We start from the raw sequence: 19,865 nt of genomic DNA on the forward strand, positions 1-19,865 counted from the left end.
TGCAACTCCTCCCTCGGGTACGGCTCAGATGTCGTGGTCCTTCACGGGGACGACCGTCGCCGCACGGCGGTGAGCCACGTGTATGCGGTGGCTGCCGCAGGGACGACGTCCAGGTGCTCGACGGGGTGGCACATGGCGCTCTCCTCGTCTGGGTCTTCTGGCGGGAACGTGGGTCTCTGGGCTGGGCCACCTGCTCAGATGACCTGCAGCGTGGTCTCGACGGGCACGGCGTTGACCAGGGAGTCGCGGACGGGTGAGGTGTCCTGGACGTACCGGCACAGCTGCTGCAGCTGTTCGGGGGTCGCGTTGGGGCTGGAGACGCGGCCGGTGGCCCGGATCCTGGAGAACCCGGGCCGCTGTCCGGGCATCCCCAGGAACGGGCGGACGTCGAAGTCCCCTTCGACCTCGTACTCCATGCGGCTGATCTCGATGCCTCGGGCGGCCGCGTTGGCGACGAAGCCGACCGCGTAGCAGAAGGCCAGCCCCTGTAGCAGCAGCTCGACGGCGTTGGCGCCCTTGTTGGCGCCGAGCAGCACCGGTGGTTCGTCACCGTGCAGCACGAAGGGCGCGGCGCGGCTGTGGTCCTGCGCTCCGGCGTGGGTGAACCCGTGGATCTGGCCGACGTTGTGGGTGCCGTCCTGCCAGATGCTCCTGGCACGGAAGGTGAACGAGCTGAGCGACGGGTCCTCCTTGGTCGCCTCGATGGTCTGGACCAGGGCGGTGACGTCGATGCCATTGGTCTCGGTGGACTCGATCTGGGTCATGACTGCCTCCTCCGGACAGCGGGGACGGTCGGCGGGGTCGACCAGCTCCATACCCGTCAGGCTAGGAGGCACCCGGAGGCCGGTCATCGGTGCTGCCACCCAGATCTGGGCGTCGCCCCACCTATCTGAGGCCTGGGTCCGCGGCGCGGAGCCGCTACAGCAGGTCGAGCTCGGCGCAGCGGGCCACGGCCTCCGCCCGGGTGCGTGCTCCGAGCTTGGTCAGGATGGTGGAGACATGGTGCTCCACCGTTCGCGGGGAGATGTGCAGCTCTTCGGCGATGGCGGTGTTGCCCTTCCCGGAACCGACCAGCGTCAGCACCTCGAGCTGGCGGTCGGTGAGCTGGGCCGGGTTGGACCGGGTCGACGCCAGCGGGCCTCGCGGGGCGGGCACGCCGATCTCGTGCAGCCGCCGGCAGACCCATCGCTCCAGGGGCCCTGCCCCCACTGACCTGGCCAGGGTGCATGCCTCGAGCAGCGCGTCCGGGGAGCCCTCCAGGGACAGCATCAGGGCCTGGTCGTGAACCCAGCCCGCCGCCTCGAACCGGCGAGCGGCCGTCCGCCAGTCCCCGGTGAGCATGGCAGCGTGGGGCGGCGGTGCTGTGCCGGCGACAGTGGGCGGCACTCCGCACAGGCGCGCCCAGGCCGCGAACCGGCCCCCGAGACCGCCGTGGCGGAGGGGTTCGGCACCGACGATCTGCTGCACCCGCGCGAACCGCTCGACCGGAAGCGGACGTCCGAGCGTCAAGGCGTGCTCCACCTGAAGCTCCAGCACTGGCAGGATCCGCTGCAGCTCGCCGGTCCGGTCGGCGGCCACCACCAGCGCGTCGAGCACGTCGTCCGCGTCCGGGTCTCCACGGCGGACCGCCAGCTCTGCCAGGACCGTCCTGGCCTGCAGGTGGGCTACGGTCTCCTGTGCCGGCCCCGCCGAGTCGAGGACCTGTCTGGCCATGCGCTCGGCGTCTTCCCGACGACCAGCACGCAGCTGCAACCAGGCGCAGATGCCGTCCAGATAACGTGCCAGGGTGTCGATCTGATGCGCTCGTGCCTCGCTGCGGCCGCGCTCAGCATGGCGCAACGCCTCCTGCGGCCTGACCCAGTGCAGGTTGACGAAGGCGAAGCCGGTGCGTGCCAGCAGCATGTGATGGTGCAGGTGCTGGGTGCGGCAGTACGCCATGGCCTGCGACAGCGGCTCCACGTCGTCGGGGTCGACCTGCATCCGCAGTGTCCCCAGCACGACCAGCGTCCGGGCTCGGATCTCCGGCTGTGTCCCGGCGAGGCGGAGTGCCCGCTCCCCCCACCGCATCCCCTCGGTGGTGCGACCGGCGAGGGTCGCGAGCTCGGCGAGCTGGAGCCAGCACCGAGCCCGCTCCAGGTCCGGGGCGTCGCGCCCGAGCATGCGCACTGCGGTGCGGGCGTCTCTCCGGGCCAGTGCGCCGTCCCCGGCCACCCAGTGGACGTGCGCTCGGGTGCCGAGGCATCGCGCCGCGTCCGCCATCTGACCTGCCTCCCGGTAGGCCGCGACAGCACAGCCAACGGCATGCTGGGCCTCGTCCGTGCGTCCCACCAGGTATGCGGCGTCGGCCAGGTCCTCCCAGAGGCGGGCACGGCCCTGCTGGTCCAGGCGGTCCGCGAAGGCAGCGGCACGGCTGAAGTGCGCGAACGCCTCCCGGTGCGACCTGGCGCCCCGCGCCTGTCGAGCGGCCACGAGCGCGTGCTCGGCAACGACATCAAGGTCGCCGGCCGCCTCGGCGTGGTGGACCAGCTCGGCCGGGTCCGCGCCCACCTCCTGGAGCGCGCACAGGACCCGACGATGCAGTACTCGTCGTCGGGAGGGAGGCACGCTCGAGCGGACCGCCGCACGGACCAGCGCGTGACGGAACCGGACGTGAGCGGGGTCGCTCGTCAGCAGGTGCCGACGCTCGGCCTGCGCGGTGGCCGACGCCCACCCCGGTTCGACGAGGTCCAGCAGCCGGGTGGATACCCTCGTGGGCACCACCGAGATCAGTTCGACAGCCTCCCGCGAGGCCCGGTCCAGCCGTGCCACACGCCCGAGCACGGCGTTGGCCACCGACGGCGGCAGCGGTCCGTCCTCGTGGGCGACCATCTCGCTGACGAAGAACGGGTTCCCACCGGCGAGGGCGTAGATGCGCTCGGCCTCCTCACCCGCCATCCGCGCCACCGACGCCACTGACAGGGGCTCGAGCTCCACGTGCACCGAGGTCGTGCGCTGCATCGCGTCGATCGCGGCGTGCAGCTGGTGACCCGGCCCGGTCTCACCGGTGCGGTAGGTCAACAGCAGCAGGAGCGGTAGCTCGCTGGCGCGCCGCCCGAGCACTGTGATGACGTCGAGCGTGGCCTCATCGGCCCAGTGCACATCCTCGAGCACCAGCACAGTAGGTATCCGGCTGCAGCGCAGCTCCTGCAGGAGGAGCGCGTGCAGGTCGCGACGGTCGGTCCCGCTCCGGATGACGTGTGCCAGCGGCTCGGGCAGGTGGTCGGCCACGTCCTGGAACGCCCCCAGCGGGCGAGGGATCGCCAGGTCGTCACACAACCCGACCAGCACGCGGACCGCGGAGTCGAGGTCCCGCGCAAACCGGTCGACCACCGCTGACTTGCCCATTCCCGCCTCGCCGGCTACCAGGGCGACGGACCCATCCCCCCGGGAAGCCCTGGCGAACGCCTCACCTAGGGCCCGGAGGGTGGAGTCTCGCTCATAGAGCTCGTCCATGACTGCAACCTCGGGCAACGGCTCCTGAGGGACACCGCGTGCGCAACGTTGCTCTCACCGTAACAGCCGCCGCGCCCCGGCTCCCGACCACGCTCACCGGACCCTCCCCACCGACGAGCCCGGCACCATTGGGGTGCAGCAGCAGCTCGAGGTAGGTGCGGAGATGGGCGAACGGTGGTTGACGCGGTGTGGTCCTCCGTCGCGCGGGGCGAGGAGGGACGACGCCTCGATCACCATGAAGCCAGCGTCGGCCCGTGACGGCAGGTGTCGACCGTCCTCGATGTCGACCCTCCGCTTGAGCAGTGTGAGCAGCCGCTCTCCAGACGCCGCGCGGGAGCGAGGCCTGCTGTTCGGTGTCGTGCTGCGGCGACTCCGGTGACCGGTACGCGGTCCCGGGTCAGCTCGCGGTGGCCGGTGGCTGGGTCGGCGAGGGAGAGGGGCGACGCGTGGTCGTAGTCCTGCTTGGCGTGGTGGCTCAGCCTTCGGGTTCGCCGAAGCGGTCCTGCAGTTCGGCACGGGTCCAGGTCCGTGCGTAGTCGCTCTGGTCCGCGCCGACGATCTCAAGGTCGATCTGGTCGACCTCGTCGCCGATGGACCGCCAGATGATCTCCGCTGCCTCCTCGCCGTGCGTCTCGTCCACGTGCTCCTCGAGGAGCTCCAGGTCGGCGTCGACATCACCGGTCGCTGCGTCGTGGTCGAGGTCATGGTTGAGGGAGGTGACCTCGTAACCGGCGTCCTCGAGATCGGAGCCCGTCGCGACCAGGTCGCCCAGAGCGCACGCGGAGACGGCCGCGACGGCTGCTGCGGTGGTGAGAGCCGTGCGGAGACGGCGCGTCGGAGCACGGGTGTGAGCTTCGGGGGTCTCGACAACACGGCCCTCGGTCTGTCGGCATGCAGGTCGCATGAGCACTCTCCTTCCGACCGGTCGGCGACCGGAAGGTCCGGTCACCGGCCCCCTCTCGCCACGCTAGGGGTTGGGACTGACGCTGCAACCGGAGACACGGGCGGGCGTCCTGCCCGCGTGCACGCAGACAGCCGCGTGTGCCCCGCCCGGTGTGCCCTGGCGGCCCTCGCCCGTGTGGTCAGCGTCGTGCAGCACCTCTCCGGACGTGTGGTCTGGGGGTCTGCCGTGCCGGTGCAGTGCGGAGATGCAAGCATTGCCCGATGCCATCCGCGGAACCCGTCCTGCGGCTGCGGCGTGCGGTGCTCACGGCACTCGTCGGCGGAGTGCTCGGTGCTCTTGTCCTGGGCCTGGGCACAGGTCAGCTCCTCGCATCGTTCGCGGACGATGCCTCCGGAAGGTTGTACGCCTTGGCCGGGGCGACGCTGGCTGGGGGTGCGGGGACCTTCCTCGGCGGAGCGGCCGCGCTCGTCATCGCCTTCCGCGACGAGGCCGCGCGTCCTCGTGTGGTGACTGGCCTGACGACAGTAGTGCTCGGGCCGATCCTGGCCGTCGTGCTGGCCATGATGGGTGCACACGTGGTGCAGGCAGTGGTCGGGCCGCCGGTCCTGCCGCTGGGCGTCGCGCTCGTCCTGAGCACGGTGGCCGGGCGTGGGCTGGCGTTCAGGCTCGAGTAGGCAGTCCGGTGCCGGATGAGGCCTGGCCCTACCCTCGGACACCTCCTGGCATACGCCGGGCTGCGAGGGCGACAGCCGGCGGAGGGCACCGGGCCCTGGGTCGTCGTGATGGCGCGGTTGCGAGCAGGCTGAGACGTGTGACGCTGGAAGCGTAGGCAGATGGGGGCCACGGGCCACGCCCGGCGATGGGGGGCGGTCCATCCACGTGGCTTCACTGGGTGTCCGAATCGACCAACCGTGAAGGAGCGTCCGTGAGGTACGCCGCAGTGGTCGCAGCGCTTGCCATCGGGGTGAGCGGCTGCTCTTCCGCAGACCAGGAGTCCGACGACCAGGTAACCCCGGATGAGGCGACACAACAGCAACAACAAGACGGCGAGACTGCGGAGCAGGGCACCGCGACGAGCGATGTGGAGGTCACCACTGAGGCGGCTCCCGATGACGGTGAGGGTGCAGCGGAGACAGGGGAGCCCGGCCGGGGTCAGGCTGCCCCAGGGACGCCCTCGCCCGAGTGGGCAGGCGCCCCCGAGGATGAGATCGGGCAGCCCGTGGCGGTCGACCCCATCGTCGTCGAGGGTGACGACGCGGTCGTAGCCATCACGGACATCACCGCATACAGCACGGGGCTGCAGGTGCAGGTGGCTGTGCGCACCAACCCGAACGAGGCCGAGGAGGGATCGGCACAACCGGATGACCCGATGGGCGAGATGGGCCGTCCTTCTCCGCAACCCGACTCCGAGGACGACCTCCCTGAAGAGCTGCTGCGCATCGACGTGGCGTACCCGGACGGCCAGGTCGCCAGTTCGGCTCAGCAGCCGGAGCCCGAGGGTCCGGTGCTGGCGTTCGAGTCCAGCCAGAGCACGCTCACCTCATGGGACTACGAATTCTGGCTCTGGCCACTCCCGGAGTCCGGGGAGGGCGATCTCCAGGTCACGCTCGCATGGCCGGCACGCGGGATCGACGTCACCGAGCCACTGGATGCCGAAAGGATCGATGCCGCAGCACAGGAGGTCACAACCCTGTGGAGCGAGTGAGGTGACCAGATACCTCACTCAGGACGCCGGGTCGGTACGAGTAAGGGACTCCCAGTGGAGTCCTTCAGTGGTGTCGACATCGAGGGTGGATCGGAGCCCCACAACGACTTCTTCGGCCAGTGACGACCCTGAGGTCTGCGTGCGCGATGAGCTGGCCAGGCTCGGCCGACCGTTCAGGTCGGGCTGGGTCGAACGTCCCGGCGAGCCTGTCGCAGCAGGACGCCTATGCCTTTGAGCGTCGCTGGGACTCGGCCGTCAACCACCGTTGCGTGCGTCAACACTGCGGCCGATGTCGGTGGCGATCTCCTCGACCAACCCCTCGAGGTCCCCGGTGTCGGCGAGGGCGAAGGTGTCGTAGCGCAGCCGCAGCAGCACCCCGTCCTCGGCCTGACTCACCGTCAGCTCGAGCGGGAGCTTCTCGCCCTTCGTCGTCAGCTGGGTCCCGGCGCGGGTCAGGATCGCGTGACCGGGCAGCTGCTCACGGACCGTGAACCCGCGTTCGCGGGCGTCAGCGACTGCGTGGTCGAGCAGGACCTTCCCTCGCACGCGACGCTCCGCGGTCTTCCATCCGTCCATGACGGACCTCCTCCATGTCGGGTCGACCCCACATCTGGCGGGGTCGTTCAGTCAGGCATCGGTTCACTGTCATCGGGTAGCGGCGTCCTGCCGCGCACCAGGATGAGGCCGGCCACGGCCAGGGTGGCGGCGTGTAGCGGCCAGTCCAGGGCTACCCGGCTGATGGCCAGCCAGCTCACCTCACCGGTCAGGTACAGCGGTACCTGTACGGCGAGGCGGATGAGCATGGGCGCCAGGAGGACCAGGGTGAGACGGTCAGCCAGCCTGAGCATCGCGGGGTTGCTGCGCCAGCCGGTGATGTCGTCCAGGACCGCGCCGATCACGAACCCGGCGGCAGGCCAGCGGACCAGCAGAGAGATGCCCAGCAGGAGCGCCCAGCCGCCGCTGCGCAACAGCCCGGGCAGGAAGGCGCCTTCAGCCTCGCCGGTGATCGAGACGAACACCACGGCGACGACGATGCCGATCAGCCCCTGCCGGACGAAGGTCGTCTCCGAGCGCTGCAGCAACCGCATCCCGTAGGCGAGAACAGCCGTGACCAGGGCGGCCAGCACCGCGGTCCAGGTCTCGTCGGTCGTGACGTAGACGAGGGCGAACACCACGAGCGGAAGCGCGGTCTCCACGGACCCACGCAGCCCACCAAGGCGGTGCGCCAGCTCGGCTCGGACCTTACCCTCGACGGTCTGCACCATATGCGCCTGCGCCCCTCCTCCAGGTTCCCGCCATGGCCTTGTACCCATGCCACCGTCGCACGGCACGATCCCTCACGTCGAACGGGCCCCGCCGTGCCCGACGACGGACAATCCGACCAACGCCCGAGCCGTGCACCACCAGGTTGAGAATCTGTCCCGTCGTGCATGGGCAGGTGGTGCCGTTGTTGTGCGATGCGGACCCAGCTCAGTTGCAGCGGTCCACGCGCCCTGCCCTAGCGTGAGTCCGTATGCGGACGCCTATCCAGACCGGCCATGGATTGACTGGGCATGGGGCGCGTGCACCGGGGCTCTCGGTCAGCTGGCCGCGGCCGGGTCTACGGAGGGTGCACCGCCTGGTGGCGCCTGCCGTGATCGCGGCGCTGAGCGTTGCGGCGTGCTCCCCGACCTCGGACGATGACCCCTCGGGAGAGGTCCCGATCACCTCGAGCCCGTCCTCGACGACGGCATCGGCGGTGCCGGACGCGACGGTTGCGCCCCCGCCCAGTCCCGACCAGGCCCAGCCCGACCAGTGGCCGCGCTTGGCCGAGGCCTCCCCGGCCAGTGTCCCCGGCCTGGGCCTGCACACCGTCACTGACTGGGAGGACCGGATCTACCTGTCGGCCCCGCAGCTGGAGGACCACCCGGTCTTCAACGAGAACCTGCGCCGGTGGGCCGACGAGCGCGTCGAGGAACACCGGCAGATGCTTGCCGACCGGGGCGAGGTGGCGGGGCGGCCCTCGCTGAGCGGGCGGCTGACGATCATCGGCGCGTCGGAGGAGGTGATCGGGTTTGGTCTCGAGACGTTGGTGAACGACGGTCAGGAGGCTCACCGGTCCCGGGAGACAGCGTGGTTCGACCCCCGTGAGGAGAAGGTGCTGTCCTGGGCGGACCTCATCGCCGCCGAGCACCGGGAGGGACTGACCGAGGCGGTCCTGTCCCGGCTCGAGGAGCCGTTGACCGGCTTCGACCCGGACGCCGCCCAGGAGCTCCTGGAGCAGGGAGCGGCCCTGCTCGGTTTCACCGAGAGCGGCGAGCTGCTCGTGGGCTTCGAGGAGGGTGCCGTAGCCCCGTCATACCAGGGCGCACCTGCGGTGACCTTCCCCCAGGCACACGACGACGGCTGGCTGACCGACCTCGGCCAGGCAGCACGAGAGGCCACGCTGGTGCCACTGGTCGGCCAGGTCCCCACCCTGGAACCAACGCCGAGCCCCACCTCCACCTCCGAGCCCGAGCCGACACCGACGCCCACGTCAGAGCCCCAGCCGACACCAGAGCCCACCTCCGAACCGAGTCCGACGCCAAGTCCGACGTCGGAGCCGGACCCGACGCCGGATCCTGTGCCGAGCCCGTCCTCGGGTGAGAGAGGCACCTGGGTGGTCTCGGCAGCGGCCGGCGCGAACATCCGCACCGGCCCGGGTACGGACTACCCGGTGGTCGGCGGGGCTGCCGAGGGCACGACGATCACCGGCACGATGAGCCGGGGTTGGGTCTACCTGGACGACGGGACCGGCTGGATCAGCGGCGCGACTCTGACGGACCCGCAGTCCCCGACCTCCACTCCTGACCCGGAGCCGACTGCACCTCCGGGGCAGGGGGTGAACTGCGCGGTGGACGACTGTGTCGCGCTCACCTTCGACGACGGCCCCGAACCGGGCCCGACCGAGCGGGTCCTGAACACCCTCGCGGCCTACAGCGTGCCGGCCACCTTCTTCGTCATCGGAAGCAACGTCAACACCTACCCCGACCTGGCCGCCCGGATCACCGCCGAGGGACACCAGATCGGCAACCACACCATGACCCATCCCTCGTTGCCCGGTCTGGAGCAGGCCGCTATCCGGGATGAGCTGGCCGACGCGAACGCGGCGATCTCCGCAGCCACCGGCATCCAGCCGTGGGCGATGCGTCCGCCCTACGGCGCGACGAACGCCACGGTCCGCTCGATCGCCGCCGACCGTGGCCTGACCCAGGTGCTGTGGGACGTGGACACCCGCGACTGGGAGCACAAGAACCCGGCGACGACCCTGGCCACGGTCCAATCACAGACCACCTCCGGCGCGATCATCCTGATGCACGACGTCCACCCCACCACCGCCGACGCGGTGCCCGCGGTCATCGAGTGGCTCCACGGTCAGGGCTACGTGCTCGTCACCATCGACCAGCTCTTCGCCACCCCCTAGGGTCGATCCCTACTTCTCGGTGGCGTCGTTGGAGTAGTCCGCGAGTCCCTGGCCGATGTCGCACCTCTGCGCCGGTCAAGGGTGGCTTTCACCGGGCCGAGCGACTACGCTGAGAGTTTTCTCGGCACCTGCCCCGGACCCCGGCACGCGGTCGATCCACCACACCGCCCAGGGGGTCCCCGTGAGGCACGTGACTACAGCAGGCTCGACGCGAGCGGCCCGGTCCGCCGACGATCCGACGGACCCATCCGCATGAGCGCTCAGCCCGCACCCGAGGCCACCCTGTGGGAGTGGCAGCGCCGAGGACTGTGCCGGCTCACCGGGCCGGAGGTCTTCTTCCACCCCGAGGCCGAACGAGGTCCTGCCCGCCGGTGGCGCGAGGCCCGAGCCCTCGCGATCTGCCGCCGGTGCCCCGTCCTGGAGGAGTGCCGCGAGCACGCCTTGCGCGTCAACGAGCCATACGGCACCTGGGGCGGCATGACCGAGAAGGACCGCAAGACCATCCGTGCTGACAACGCGGACGCTCTTCTCCTCGGCAGGGACGCCGGGTAGCGGGGCTGCCCGAAGGCGGCGACCGCCACGTCCGTCGAGCCGCCGACAGCCGTGGTCGCGCCGAGCTCCTTGACGGGCTTCTCCGCCTCCTCGAGGTCGTCGACCATGACGCCGATGTGCATCTGCTGCGGCGTGCATTGGTGCGGTCAGACAACCGGGCCGGCAGGTGGACGCGGGCAGGAGGGCGACGGTGGGCACGGCGAGCACATCGCGATGGACCCGTTCGAGCTCTGTCGCGCGGTCAGCGGGCGCGCACCGGCCGCCGGGCTGCTCGCGACCCAGGTGCCGTTCTGAGCCCACAGGGACGCGAGCGCACCCGCGTCACCTGACGTGCCGACGGCCTACGACTTGCCGGCGGTGAAGCCGCCGTCGACCATCAGCGTGGTGCCGGTGATGAAGCTGGCCTCGTCGCTGGCGAGGAACAGGAACGCGTTGGCCACCTCCTCGGCACGGCCGAGCCGCCCGATCGGGTGCATGCTGATGAGCCCCTGCAGCATCTCGTCGTCCAGCGCCGCGAGCAGCGGGGTGTCGATGTAGCCGGGGCCGATGGCGTTGACCCGCACCCCCTTGGGTGCCGCCTCGATGCCCAGGGCACGGGTCAGGTTGACCACCCCGCCCTTGGCTGCGCTGTAGGCAGCGGTCTGCGACTGGCCGACCATGCCGAGGATCGAGGCACAGTTGACGATGCTGCCGCTGCCCTGGGCATACATGACGCGCAGCGCAGCCCGGGCCACCCTGAAGACACCGGTCAGGTTGACGTCGACGACCCGGAGGAAGTCCTCGTCGGACACCTGGTCGGACGGGCCGATCCCGCCGATGCCGGCGTTGGCGAAGACGGCGTCCACGCTGCCCAGCTCCTCGACCGTCGTGGTGAACAGGCGGTCCACCTGAGCGGTGTCGGTGACGTCGCACGGCGTGAACAGACAGCGCCCCCCGTGCGTGCCGTCCAGCTCCGCGGCGCGCTCGGCCCCCGCGCTGTCCGGGAGGTCGGAGATGACGACGTGGGCGCCCTCCTCCAGGCAGCGCACGACGCTGGCCAGGCCGATGCCGCTGGCGCCTCCGGTGACGATGACGTTCTTGCCCTTCACTCGCATAGGACTTCTCCTTCTCGGGCCCTGTCGGGCGGACAACATGCACAGCAGTGCACACCTCAGTCTAGTCAGGCTGGCCGGCGCCCATCCCGGAATCCGGGCTGCTCGGGGAGGCGCTGGCCCTGGGTGGCCGAGAGGCAGACACTGACCGTATGACGACACCCCAGCCCGCCGCCGTCGAGGACGCGGACTCCCTCCTGCCCGGGTCGATCGAGCAGTACCTCGCGGTCCGGGTGCCGGTCTGTGCACCGGATGCGCGAGCGGGGGACGTGCGCCTGGCCCTGCACGGCCACCACTACGAGAGCGTGGCCGACGTGGCTGTCTGCGTCGGGACGCGGCTGGTCGGTCTCGTCCCGGCCGAACGGCTGCTCTCCGCCGCCGACGACTGCCCGGCCTCGGAGCTCATGGATGCCGACCCGCCGGTGGTCGCCCCTGGGCTGCCCCAGGAGGAGGCGGCGTGGAAGGCCGTGCACCAGGGCGAGTCGAGCCTGGCGGTCGTGGGCCAGGACGGCACGTTCCGGGGCCTGGTCCCGCCGGCGCGGCTGCTGGGGGTGCTGCTGGCGGAGCACGACGAGGACGTCTTCCGCCTGGCCGGGGTGATCTCCTCGCAGGCCACGGCCCGGCACGCGAGCGAGGCGCCGCTGGGTGAGCGGATCCGCCTGCGTGCCCCGTGGCTCGTCGTCGGCCTGCTGGGGTCTGGTCTCGCCGCGCTGCTCATGGACCGCTTCGAGACCCAGCTGGCGGCGGACGTGCGCCTGGCCTTCTTCATCCCGGGGGTGGTCTACATGGCCGACGCCATCGGCACCCAGACGGTGGCGCTGGCCATCCGCGGCCAGTCGGTGGGCATCACCATCCGCAGCATGTTCCGCCTCGAGCTGTTCACCGGGCTCGCCCTCGGCGTGCTGGTCGCGCTGGTCTCCCTGCCCGCGGTCTGGTGGGCGATGGGCTCCTTCGACCTCGCCCTGGCGGTGTCCATCGCCCTGATGGCCGCGTGTGCGGTGGCCACCGTGGTGGCGATGGCGCTGCCGTGGCTGATGACGCGCGCCGGGCGCGACCCCGCCTACGGCAGCGGCCCGCTGGCCACCGTGCTGCAGGACCTGCTCTCCCTCCTCATCTACTTCGTGGTCGCGGCCCTGCTGCTCGGGGGCGCGTGATGGCGGCCGGCGCGGTCCTGACGGCCCGGGGCCTGGCGGCCGGGCACGGCGCACGGGTGCTCTTCGCCGGTCTCGACCTCGTGGTCGGTCCCGGTGACGTCGTGGGGCTCGTCGGCGCCAACGGCTCGGGCAAGTCCACCCTGCTGCGCATCCTGGCCGGACAGCTGTCCTCGGAGGAGGGCAGTGTCTGGCTCGACCCGCCGACCGCGACCGTGGGCCTGCTGGTGCAGGAGCCCGAGCGCCGGGCCGGCGAGTCGGTGGAGGCCTACCTGGCCCGGTCCACAGGTGTCGCGGAGGCCGACGCCGCGGTGGCCTCCGGGGCCCAGGGCCTGGCGGACGGGGCCGCGGGAGCCGACGAGGCCTACTCCGCCGCGCTGGAGCGCTGGCTGTCCCTGGGCGGGGCCGACCTCGACGAGCGCCGCGCCGAGGTGCTGGCCGAGGTCGGTCCCGACGTCGACCCGCAGGCTCCGATGGTGACCCTGTCCGGGGGGCAGGCGGCACGGGCCGGGCTCGCCGCGCTCCTGCTGTCCCGGCACGACGTCGTGCTGCTGGACGAGCCCACCAACGACCTCGACCTCGACGGCCTCGACCTGCTGGAGCGGTATGTCGCCGGTCTGCGCTCCCCGGTCGTCATCGTCAGCCACGACCGCGAGTTCCTCGCGCGCACCGTCACCACGGTGGTCGAGCTCGACCTCGCCCAGCGCCGGGTCGCGGTCTACTCCGGCGGCTACGACCGCTACCTCGACGAGCGCGAGGTGGCGCGGCGGCACGCCCGCGAGGCCTACGACACGTATGCCGAGACCCGCTCGTCGCTGGAACAGCGGGCCCGCACCCAGCGGGCCTGGATGACGGTCGGCGTGCGCAACGCCCGCCGCAAGGCCACCGACAACGACAAGGTCACCCGCAACTTCCGGGTCGACTCCAGCGAGAAGCAGGCCGCCAAGGCACGGCAGACCGAGCGGATGATCGAGCGCCTCGACGTCGTGGATGAGCCGCGCAAGGAGTGGGAGCTGCGCATGAGCATCGCGAGCGCCCCCCGCTCCGGATCGGTCGTGGCGACGCTGAGCGGTGCCGTCGTGCAGCGCGGCGACTTCACGCTCGGCCCGGTGGACGCGCAGGTCGACTGGGCCGACCGGGTCGTCGTCACGGGCGCCAACGGCTCCGGCAAGACCACCCTCATCGGCAGCCTGCTGGGCACGGTGCCGCTCCACGAGGGGCGGGCCGGCCTGGGTGCGGGGGTGCGTGTCGGTGAGGTCGACCAGGCCAGGGGTCTCTTCCTCGGCCCGCTGCCCCTGGTGCGGGCCTTCGGCGACGCGGTGCCCGACCTCGCCGACGCCGACGTGCGCACGCTGCTCGCGAAGTTCGGTCTCGGCGGTGACCGGGCCACGCGTCCCGCCGCGTCGCTGTCGCCCGGGGAGCGCACCCGCGCCGCGCTGGCCCTGCTGCAGGCCCGCGAGACCAACCTGCTGGTGCTCGACGAGCCGACCAACCACCTCGACCTGCCGGCCATCGAGCAGCTGGAGCAGGCACTGGACTGCTTCGGCGGCACGGTGCTGCTGGTGACCCACGACCGCCGGATGCTGCAGGGCGTGCGCAGCACCCGGCGCTGGCATCTGAGCAGCGGCCGCCTGCACGAGGAGTGAGCGCCCTCTCACAGTTCCTACCGTTGACGTGCTGATTGCTACAGTACGGCGCATGTTCGGGCCCACGTCGACGACTCAGCGCGCCGCGCGAGCCCGGAAGACCTGACGTATGGCGCTGCTGTGGACGCTGCTCGTCGTCGCGGTCGCCGTGGCGGTGGCGCCCGCGTGCACGCGCTACCTGGGCCGGGACGCGGGCTATCCGCTGGGCGTGATCTACCTCGTGGCCACCGCGGTGTTCCTGCCCGCCGCCGCTGCCGTCCTCCGTGGGGAGCCGGTCACCTACTCCGCCGCGTGGGTGCCCGACCTGGGGGTGAACTTCGCCCTGCAGGCCGACGGCATCGGGGTCGTCTTCACCATGATCGCCCTGGTCATCGGCGCGGTCGTCTTCTTCTACTCGGCGCGCTACCTGCACGACGGGCGTCACCTCAGCTTCTACCTGGTCATGGCGGCCTTCACGCTGTCCATGGTCGGCCTGGTGCTCGCGGACGACCTGATCCTGCTCTTCATGGCGTGGGAGCTGACGTCGCTCGCCTCGTTCCTGCTCATCGCCCGCTCCGGCTACGGCGGCGAGCTGGCCTCGCTGCGCACGATGATCATCACCTTCGTCGGTGGCCTCACGATGCTGGCAGCCGCCGTGGCGATGATCGCCCGCACCGGCACGACCTCGGTCACCGAGGTCCTGGCCCACCCCGTCTGGGACGAGGACCCCACCTTCACGACCGTCATGGCGGTGCTGGTGCTGCTGGCCGCGTTCACCAAGTCGGCGCAGTTCCCCTTCCACGTGTGGCTGCCCGACGCCATGGCCGCGGCCACGCCGGTGAGCGCCTACCTGCACGCCGCCGCCGTGGTGAAGGCCGGCATCTTCCTGCTCATGCGCTTCACGCCGGCCTTCCACGAGACGCCGGTCTGGAACTACACGCTCATCTTCACCGGCCTGTTCACGTGCGCCATGGCCGGCTGGTTCGCGCTGCAGAAGACCGACCTCAAGAAGCTCATGGCCTACTCCACGGTCAGCCAGCTCGGCCTCATCGTGGCCACCATCGGCGTCGGCACCGGATACGCGCTCGCTGCGGCCACACTGCACGTCATCGCGCACGCGCTCTTCAAGTCGGGCCTGTTCATGATGGTCGGTGTCATCGACCACGCCGCCCACACGCGTGACATGCGGCGCCTGCCCGCCCTGCGCAAGCAGATGCCGTGGTCCTTCGCCACCGTCGTCATCGGCTGTGCCTCGATGGCGGGCATCCCACCCCTGCTCGGGTTCGTCTCCAAGGAGTCCGTCTTCACGGCGATGCGCGAGGCCCCCGGCCCGGAGTGGGTCGGCTGGGTCGCGCTCTTCGGCGCCGTGGGCGCCTCGGTGCTGACGTTCTCCTACTGCGCCAAGATCGTCTTCGGCGCGTTCGTCGACGGGGACCGCGACGACCTGGTGGTCCACGAGGCGCAGCCGTCACTGCTCCTGCCCGCGGCGCTGCCGATCCTCGTCGGTGTCCCCCTCGCTTTGGTCGCCGGGGTCTTCGACAACCCTGTGGGGTATGCCGTGCAGGCCGCCCTGCCGGACAGCGACCACGAGCCGCACTTCGTGCTCTGGCACGGGCTGGTGCTCGAGCTGTGGCTGTCGCTGGCGATCATCGCGATCGGCGTGGTCCTCATCATGAACCGCGCCAGGCTGCGGCCCTGGGCCGAGCACGACACCCTCAACGTCGACGGCGCCTGGGTGATGACGCGGATGGTGCGGGCCTTCAGCACCCTGGGCCGGGTGCTGGTGCGCACGGTCCGGGCCGACCACCCGACCCGGCACGTCGCCCCCCAGTTCGTCATGCTCAGCCTGGTCGCCCTGGCGGGCCTGCCCGCCGTGATGGCCACCGTCGGCCTGGCTCCGCTCACCCCCGACCTGGGCCGGCCGATCGACCTCATGATGCTGGTGGTCATCGTGGGCGGCGTGGTCGGCATGGTCACGGCCGACTCCCGGCTGGCCGCGACCGTCAGCCTCTCGGCCGTCGGCGTCGCCGTCACCGTGCAGATCTTCTCCCTCGGGGCACCCGACGTCGGCCTGACCCAGCTGCTGGTCGAGGCGCTCACCATCCTGATGATCATGCTCGTGCTGCAGAAGCTGCCGCTGCGCTTCGGGCGGGCCCCGCGCTACGGCCAGTCCGCCGCCGCGGGGCTCGCGATCGTCACCGGTGTGGCAGCCGGCCTGCTGACCTGGGGGCTCACCGGCCGGCGCGAGCGCACCCCGGTCGCGCAGTACTACCTCAACGAGGGCCCGGCCGAGACCGGTGGCGACAACATCGTCAACACGATCCTGGTGGAGTTCCGCGCCCTGGACACCCTCGGCGAGCTCGCCGTGCTCGGCATGGCCGGCGTTGCCATCATCGCCGTGCTCTCCACCATCCGGGACGCCGACGTCGACCCGCCCCCGGAGGACGACCGCAGCTACGTGCCCGCGCCCGAGGTGCCGCTGCGCGAGCCCGGCTCCACCGCATACCGCGCGATCACCGAGTCGTGGAGCAACGCCGTGCCGCTGCAGCTGCTCGTGCGCACCGTCACCCCGCTGCTGGCCCTCATCTCCGCGATCCTCTTCCTGCGCGGGCACAACGCCCCCGGCGGTGGCTTCATCGCCGCGCTCGTCGGCTCGGCCATCGTGGCCCTGGTCTACCTGTCCGCGGCCAAGGACCACGCCGTCGGGCCCCCGCGCCTGCCCGTCTACCTCATCGCCGGGGGCGTGCTCACGGCGATCGGGGCCGGGCTCTACGGCCTGGCGTTCCTGGGCTCCTTCCTGGAGCCGCAGAGCGGCTACATCCTCGGCTACGGCGTGGGCACCGCGCTCATCTTCGACGTCGGGGTCTACCTCGCCGTGCTGGGGCTGGTCATCTGTGCGTTCAACCTGCTCGGCGCCGCACAGGACAGCAAGGAGCACACCCGGGAGCGCGCGGACCAGCAGGTGGAGGGCGAGCTGCCCGGGCCGATGGACACCGTGCGCGGCGAGCGCCCGGGGCGCAGGACCACATTCCTGGCCTCCGACACCCCACCCCTCAGAGGAGGCGGACGCCGATGACCTGGGTCATCCCGATCACCATCGGCGTGCTCGTCGCCGGCGCCGTCTACCTCATGCTGCAGCGCGGCATGGTGCGCATCATCTTCGGCCTGGCGCTGCTGGCGCACGCCGCGAACCTCATCCTGCTCAGCGCCGGGGTGAGCGCCTGGCGCGGCGAGCCTCTGGGTGACCGCCTCGACCTCGAGACGGCCGCGGACCCGCTCCCCCAGGCGTTCGTGCTCACCGCCATCGTCATCGCCTTCGCGATCACCGTCTTCATGCTGGCGCTCGCCGTCATCGGCCACAACGACGACACCAAGCGCATGCCCGAGACCGGGGAGTTCCACGACCGATGACCGCTCCCCTCCTCCCGCTCCTGGCGGTCCTGCCGCTGACCGTCGCCGCCGTCGCGGTGCTGGTGCGCGGCGTCGTCGTGCAGCGGGTCCTGCTCATCGGCACCCCCGCGCTGGTGACGGTGGCCGGCGTGCTGCTGCTGGTCGAGCACCAGAGCACCCCCGTGATCGCGCACAACGTGGGTGCCTTCCCGGCCGGTGTCTCGATCCCGTTCGTCTCGGACACCTTCTCCGCCCTGATGATCACGGTGACCTCGTTCACGACGATGGTCACGGCCGTCTACCTCACCCTGACCGGGGAGGACCGTCTCCGGTTCGTGCCCGCACTCGCCCTGATGATGAGCGGGGGCGTCAACGGCGCCTTCCTGACCGGCGACCTCTTCAACCTCTTCGTGTTCATCGAGGTCATGCTGCTGCCGTCCTACGCGCTCATCGCGGTCACCGGCACCTGGCGGCGGCTGGGCATCGGCCGCCTCTTCGTGGTCGTCAACCTGACGACCAGCACCATCCTGCTGCTGGGGGTCGGCCTGGTCTACGCGACGGCCGGCACGGTCAACCTGGCCGAGCTGGTGGGCGTGGCCGGCGAGGACCCGCGGGTGTCCCTGGCCATCTCCGTGGTGCTCCTGGCCCTCGGCGTCAAGGCCGGTGTGGTGCCGGTGCACGGGTGGCTCACCCGGTCCTACCCCGCCACCTCCTCCGCCGTGATGGCGCTGTTCTCCGCGGTCCACAGCAAGGTCGCGCTCTACGCGATCTACCGCATCTACTCCACGACGCACGACGGCGAGGCCGCCTGGGCCCCGGTGCTGGCGGTCGTCGTGGGCGTCACCATCATGGTCGGTGCCTACAGCACCTTCGGCGAGCACATCATGCGACGGGCGCTGGCCTGGCAGATGGTCAGCGGCGTCGGGCACATCCTGCTCGGGCTGGCCCTGTTCACCGAGCTCGGGCTGGCGGCCGGCATCTTCTACATGATCCACCACATCATCACGATGGGAGCCCTCATCCTCACCTCGGGCGCCATCGAGCAGACCTACGGCAGCGGCCGCTACGAACGGCTGGCCGGGCTCGCCCGGCGCGACCCGTGGGTGGCCGCGGCCTACGCACTGGCCCTGCTGTCGATCGTCGGCCTGCCGCCCTCCTCGGGCTTCTTCGGCAAGGTCGGGCTGATGCAGGCCTCCGCCTCCGCCGGTGCCTGGCAGGCGTGGACCTTCATCACGATCATCAGCGTGGCCGCCCTGGGCAGCCTCATCGCCCTGCAGAAGCTCTGGTCCGGCGTCTTCTGGGGGCCCCAGATGGAGAACTACCGACCCGACAGCCCGCGCACGGGCCGCGGCCGGCGGGTGCCCCTGCCCAAGGACGTCAGGATCGGCTGGGTGATCGCCGCACCCGGTGCGGTGCTCGTGGTGGCCCAGCTGGCGATGTTCCTCCTCGCCGGGTGGCTCATCCCGCTCGCCCTGCGCGCCTCGGCCAACCTGACCGAGCTGACGCCCTACGCCGAGGCGGTGCTCGGATGATCCACCCCTGGCACGGGCTGCGCTACGGCCTCTTCATCACCAAGGAGGTGCTCACCGGCTCCTTCGACGTCGCACGGGACATCCTGACCCCCCGCAAGGGCGCGACCCCGATGATCGTGGAGTTCCCGATGGCGTGCACCACCGACGCGGAGATCACGCTCATGGCCTCCTCCATCACGATCACCCCCGGCACCCTCACCCTGGGCATCACCCCGGCCAACGGCAGCTCCCCGGCCACCCTCTTCGTGCACTCGATGTACAACCGCACCCGCGAGGACGTCCTGACCGGGCTGCGCGACATGGAGAGGCGCCTGCTGCGCGCCACCCGCGGGGGGGATGCCTCATGATCGCCATCGCCTGGGTCGGCGTCGGCATCCTCTCCCTCGCGGCCGTCGTGGGCCTCGTCCGGCTCGTCACGGCCCCGGACGAGGCCAGCATGGCCGCGGTCGCCGACCTGGTCTACTTCTGCGCCGTGGGCATCTTCCTGCTGGTCGCGTGGGTCTTCGGGCTGTCGGTCATCTTCGACGTGGCGGCGATCGCGTCGCTGCTGGGCATCCTGGCCACCATCGCCCTGGCCCGCATCCTCACCAGGGGGCGACGCTGATGGACCTGCTCATCACGGTCGTGGTCGGGGTGCTGACCATCGGCGGCGCGGGGCTCGTGCTCCTGAGCGCCGTGGCGATGCTGCGGGTGGACGACGCCCTGAGCCGGGTCAACGTGCTCAGCCCGGCGACCGGGCTCGGCCTGCCGATGATCGTGACGGGCGTGTTCGTCAAGGACGTCCAGCTCACCGGCTTCGACCTCTACGACCTGGTCAAGGTGCTGATCGCCATCACCGGATTCATCATCGTCTCCTCGGTCGCCAGCAACACGCTGGGCCGCTCGGCCTACCGGTCCGGAGCCCGGATCGACCCGGACACCTCCCCCAACGAGCTCGCCGACCCGCCCAGGTCGTGAGCGCCGGAGGGACCTGACCGAGGG

The 19,865-nt window shown here is 71.1% G+C and carries 19 protein-coding genes; 13 read left to right on the forward strand and 6 right to left on the reverse strand.

All coding sequences use genetic code 11. From position 1 onward, the window contains the following. Positions 1–194: 194 nt before the first annotated feature. From LVO85_RS03350 to LVO85_RS03360, 3 genes are all read right to left on the reverse strand, one after another. A complete protein-coding gene (locus LVO85_RS03350) occupies positions 195–815 on the reverse strand; it encodes an OsmC family protein (protein WP_232745968.1) in 621 nt (206 codons plus the stop codon). Positions 816–918: 103 nt separating this feature from the next. After that, positions 919–3,492, reverse strand: a complete 2,574-nt coding sequence (locus tag LVO85_RS03355) for an ATP-binding protein (protein WP_232745969.1) — start codon at positions 3,490–3,492, stop codon at positions 919–921. A 475-nt stretch (positions 3,493–3,967) separates the two neighbouring features. Beyond that, a complete protein-coding gene (locus LVO85_RS03360; protein WP_232745970.1) occupies positions 3,968–4,396 on the reverse strand; it encodes a hypothetical protein in 429 nt (142 codons plus the stop codon). Positions 4,397–4,656: 260 nt separating this feature from the next. On the opposite strand from LVO85_RS03360, the gene LVO85_RS03365 reads away from it, so the two are divergent. Both LVO85_RS03365 and LVO85_RS03370 read left to right on the forward strand, forming a co-directional pair. After that, positions 4,657–5,070 carry a hypothetical protein gene (locus LVO85_RS03365; RefSeq protein WP_232745971.1) on the forward strand — a complete coding sequence of 138 codons (414 nt, stop codon included), beginning with the start codon at positions 4,657–4,659 and terminating at the stop codon, positions 5,068–5,070. Between the two features lie 545 nt (positions 5,071–5,615). Then, positions 5,616–6,101 (forward strand): hypothetical protein, encoded by a 486-nt coding sequence (locus LVO85_RS03370; RefSeq protein WP_232745972.1) that lies wholly within the window; start codon positions 5,616–5,618, stop codon positions 6,099–6,101. 255 nt (positions 6,102–6,356) lie between these two features. On the opposite strand, the gene LVO85_RS03375 is transcribed toward LVO85_RS03370, so the two are convergent. Continuing rightward, positions 6,357–6,677: a hypothetical protein gene (locus LVO85_RS03375; protein WP_232745973.1), complete on the reverse strand. Its 321-nt coding sequence runs from the start codon at positions 6,675–6,677 to the stop codon at positions 6,357–6,359. A 47-nt stretch (positions 6,678–6,724) separates the two neighbouring features. After that, positions 6,725–7,366 carry a DUF3159 domain-containing protein gene (locus tag LVO85_RS03380; RefSeq protein ID WP_232745974.1) on the reverse strand — a complete coding sequence of 214 codons (642 nt, stop codon included), beginning with the start codon at positions 7,364–7,366 and terminating at the stop codon, positions 6,725–6,727. Positions 7,367–7,722: 356 nt separating this feature from the next. Between LVO85_RS03380 and LVO85_RS03385 the strand changes: the two genes are divergently transcribed. The 3 genes from LVO85_RS03385 (at position 7,723) to LVO85_RS03395 (ending at position 10,389) form a co-directional block, all read left to right on the forward strand. Further along, positions 7,723–9,543 carry a polysaccharide deacetylase family protein gene (locus LVO85_RS03385; protein WP_232745975.1) on the forward strand — a complete coding sequence of 607 codons (1,821 nt, stop codon included), beginning with the start codon at positions 7,723–7,725 and terminating at the stop codon, positions 9,541–9,543. Between the two features lie 252 nt (positions 9,544–9,795). Then, a complete protein-coding gene (locus LVO85_RS03390) occupies positions 9,796–10,095 on the forward strand; it encodes a WhiB family transcriptional regulator (RefSeq protein ID WP_232745976.1) in 300 nt (99 codons plus the stop codon). Positions 10,096–10,200: 105 nt separating this feature from the next. Then, the gene (locus LVO85_RS03395) at positions 10,201–10,389 is read left to right on the forward strand and encodes a hypothetical protein (protein WP_232745977.1); all 189 of its coding nucleotides are present in this window, start codon (positions 10,201–10,203) and stop codon (positions 10,387–10,389) included. A 47-nt stretch (positions 10,390–10,436) separates the two neighbouring features. Here LVO85_RS03395 and LVO85_RS03400 read toward each other — a convergent pair whose 3' ends face one another. Further along, positions 10,437–11,189 (reverse strand): SDR family NAD(P)-dependent oxidoreductase, encoded by a 753-nt coding sequence (locus LVO85_RS03400; protein WP_232745978.1) that lies wholly within the window; start codon positions 11,187–11,189, stop codon positions 10,437–10,439. A gap of 149 nt (positions 11,190–11,338) precedes the next feature. Between LVO85_RS03400 and LVO85_RS03405 the strand changes: the two genes are divergently transcribed. From LVO85_RS03405 to LVO85_RS03440, 8 genes are all read left to right on the forward strand, one after another. Beyond that, complete coding sequence (locus tag LVO85_RS03405; protein ID WP_232745979.1) at positions 11,339–12,340, forward strand: magnesium transporter; 1,002 nt, start codon at positions 11,339–11,341, stop codon at positions 12,338–12,340. Beyond that, positions 12,340–13,983 carry an ABC-F family ATP-binding cassette domain-containing protein gene (locus tag LVO85_RS03410; protein WP_232745980.1) on the forward strand — a complete coding sequence of 548 codons (1,644 nt, stop codon included), beginning with the start codon at positions 12,340–12,342 and terminating at the stop codon, positions 13,981–13,983. Before LVO85_RS03405 ends, LVO85_RS03410 begins: the two co-directional genes overlap by 1 nt. Before the next feature lie 109 nt (positions 13,984–14,092). Beyond that, positions 14,093–17,038, forward strand: a complete 2,946-nt coding sequence (locus LVO85_RS03415; RefSeq protein ID WP_232745981.1) for a DUF4040 family protein — start codon at positions 14,093–14,095, stop codon at positions 17,036–17,038. Continuing rightward, positions 17,035–17,373 carry a sodium:proton antiporter gene (locus LVO85_RS03420; RefSeq protein ID WP_232745982.1) on the forward strand — a complete coding sequence of 113 codons (339 nt, stop codon included), beginning with the start codon at positions 17,035–17,037 and terminating at the stop codon, positions 17,371–17,373. Before LVO85_RS03415 ends, LVO85_RS03420 begins: the two co-directional genes overlap by 4 nt. Beyond that, on the forward strand, positions 17,370–18,884 hold the full coding sequence (locus LVO85_RS03425; RefSeq protein WP_232745983.1) for a monovalent cation/H+ antiporter subunit D family protein: 1,515 nt from the start codon (positions 17,370–17,372) through the stop codon (positions 18,882–18,884). Before LVO85_RS03420 ends, LVO85_RS03425 begins: the two co-directional genes overlap by 4 nt. Next, positions 18,881–19,231 carry a Na+/H+ antiporter subunit E gene (locus LVO85_RS03430; protein ID WP_232745984.1) on the forward strand — a complete coding sequence of 117 codons (351 nt, stop codon included), beginning with the start codon at positions 18,881–18,883 and terminating at the stop codon, positions 19,229–19,231. Before LVO85_RS03425 ends, LVO85_RS03430 begins: the two co-directional genes overlap by 4 nt. Beyond that, positions 19,228–19,488 (forward strand): monovalent cation/H+ antiporter complex subunit F, encoded by a 261-nt coding sequence (locus tag LVO85_RS03435; protein WP_232745985.1) that lies wholly within the window; start codon positions 19,228–19,230, stop codon positions 19,486–19,488. The genes LVO85_RS03430 and LVO85_RS03435 overlap by 4 nt, the downstream gene beginning before the upstream one ends. Beyond that, the gene (locus tag LVO85_RS03440) at positions 19,488–19,841 is read left to right on the forward strand and encodes a cation:proton antiporter (protein WP_232745986.1); all 354 of its coding nucleotides are present in this window, start codon (positions 19,488–19,490) and stop codon (positions 19,839–19,841) included. The genes LVO85_RS03435 and LVO85_RS03440 overlap by 1 nt, the downstream gene beginning before the upstream one ends. The last annotated feature ends 24 nt before the right edge of the window (positions 19,842–19,865 follow it).

It is taken from the genome of Ornithinimicrobium sediminis, assembly GCF_021272345.1.
GTDB lineage: Bacteria > Actinomycetota > Actinomycetes > Actinomycetales > Dermatophilaceae > Ornithinicoccus > Ornithinicoccus sediminis_B.

What these genes read in the sequence shown, in the direction of transcription:
- LVO85_RS03435 (WP_232745985.1), top strand. Translation starts at nt 19,228, where the DNA reads ATGATCGCCATCGCCTGGGTCGGCGTCGGCATCCTCTCCCTCGCGGCC.
- LVO85_RS03405 (WP_232745979.1), top strand. Translation starts at nt 11,339, where the DNA reads ATGACGACACCCCAGCCCGCCGCCGTCGAGGACGCGGACTCCCTCCTG.
- LVO85_RS03375 (WP_232745973.1), bottom strand. Translation starts at nt 6,677, where the DNA reads ATGGACGGATGGAAGACCGCGGAGCGTCGCGTGCGAGGGAAGGTCCTG.
- LVO85_RS03390 (WP_232745976.1), top strand. Translation starts at nt 9,796, where the DNA reads ATGAGCGCTCAGCCCGCACCCGAGGCCACCCTGTGGGAGTGGCAGCGC.
- LVO85_RS03360 (WP_232745970.1), bottom strand. Translation starts at nt 4,396, where the DNA reads ATGCGACCTGCATGCCGACAGACCGAGGGCCGTGTTGTCGAGACCCCC.
- LVO85_RS03350 (WP_232745968.1), bottom strand. Translation starts at nt 815, where the DNA reads ATGGAGCTGGTCGACCCCGCCGACCGTCCCCGCTGTCCGGAGGAGGCA.
- LVO85_RS03395 (WP_232745977.1), top strand. Translation starts at nt 10,201, where the DNA reads ATGACGCCGATGTGCATCTGCTGCGGCGTGCATTGGTGCGGTCAGACA.
- LVO85_RS03400 (WP_232745978.1), bottom strand. Translation starts at nt 11,189, where the DNA reads ATGCGAGTGAAGGGCAAGAACGTCATCGTCACCGGAGGCGCCAGCGGC.
- LVO85_RS03410 (WP_232745980.1), top strand. Translation starts at nt 12,340, where the DNA reads ATGGCGGCCGGCGCGGTCCTGACGGCCCGGGGCCTGGCGGCCGGGCAC.
- LVO85_RS03355 (WP_232745969.1), bottom strand. Translation starts at nt 3,492, where the DNA reads ATGGACGAGCTCTATGAGCGAGACTCCACCCTCCGGGCCCTAGGTGAG.
- LVO85_RS03430 (WP_232745984.1), top strand. Translation starts at nt 18,881, where the DNA reads ATGATCCACCCCTGGCACGGGCTGCGCTACGGCCTCTTCATCACCAAG.
- LVO85_RS03440 (WP_232745986.1), top strand. Translation starts at nt 19,488, where the DNA reads ATGGACCTGCTCATCACGGTCGTGGTCGGGGTGCTGACCATCGGCGGC.
- LVO85_RS03425 (WP_232745983.1), top strand. Translation starts at nt 17,370, where the DNA reads ATGACCGCTCCCCTCCTCCCGCTCCTGGCGGTCCTGCCGCTGACCGTC.
- LVO85_RS03420 (WP_232745982.1), top strand. Translation starts at nt 17,035, where the DNA reads ATGACCTGGGTCATCCCGATCACCATCGGCGTGCTCGTCGCCGGCGCC.
- LVO85_RS03415 (WP_232745981.1), top strand. Translation starts at nt 14,093, where the DNA reads ATGGCGCTGCTGTGGACGCTGCTCGTCGTCGCGGTCGCCGTGGCGGTG.
- LVO85_RS03365 (WP_232745971.1), top strand. Translation starts at nt 4,657, where the DNA reads ATGCCATCCGCGGAACCCGTCCTGCGGCTGCGGCGTGCGGTGCTCACG.
- LVO85_RS03380 (WP_232745974.1), bottom strand. Translation starts at nt 7,366, where the DNA reads ATGGTGCAGACCGTCGAGGGTAAGGTCCGAGCCGAGCTGGCGCACCGC.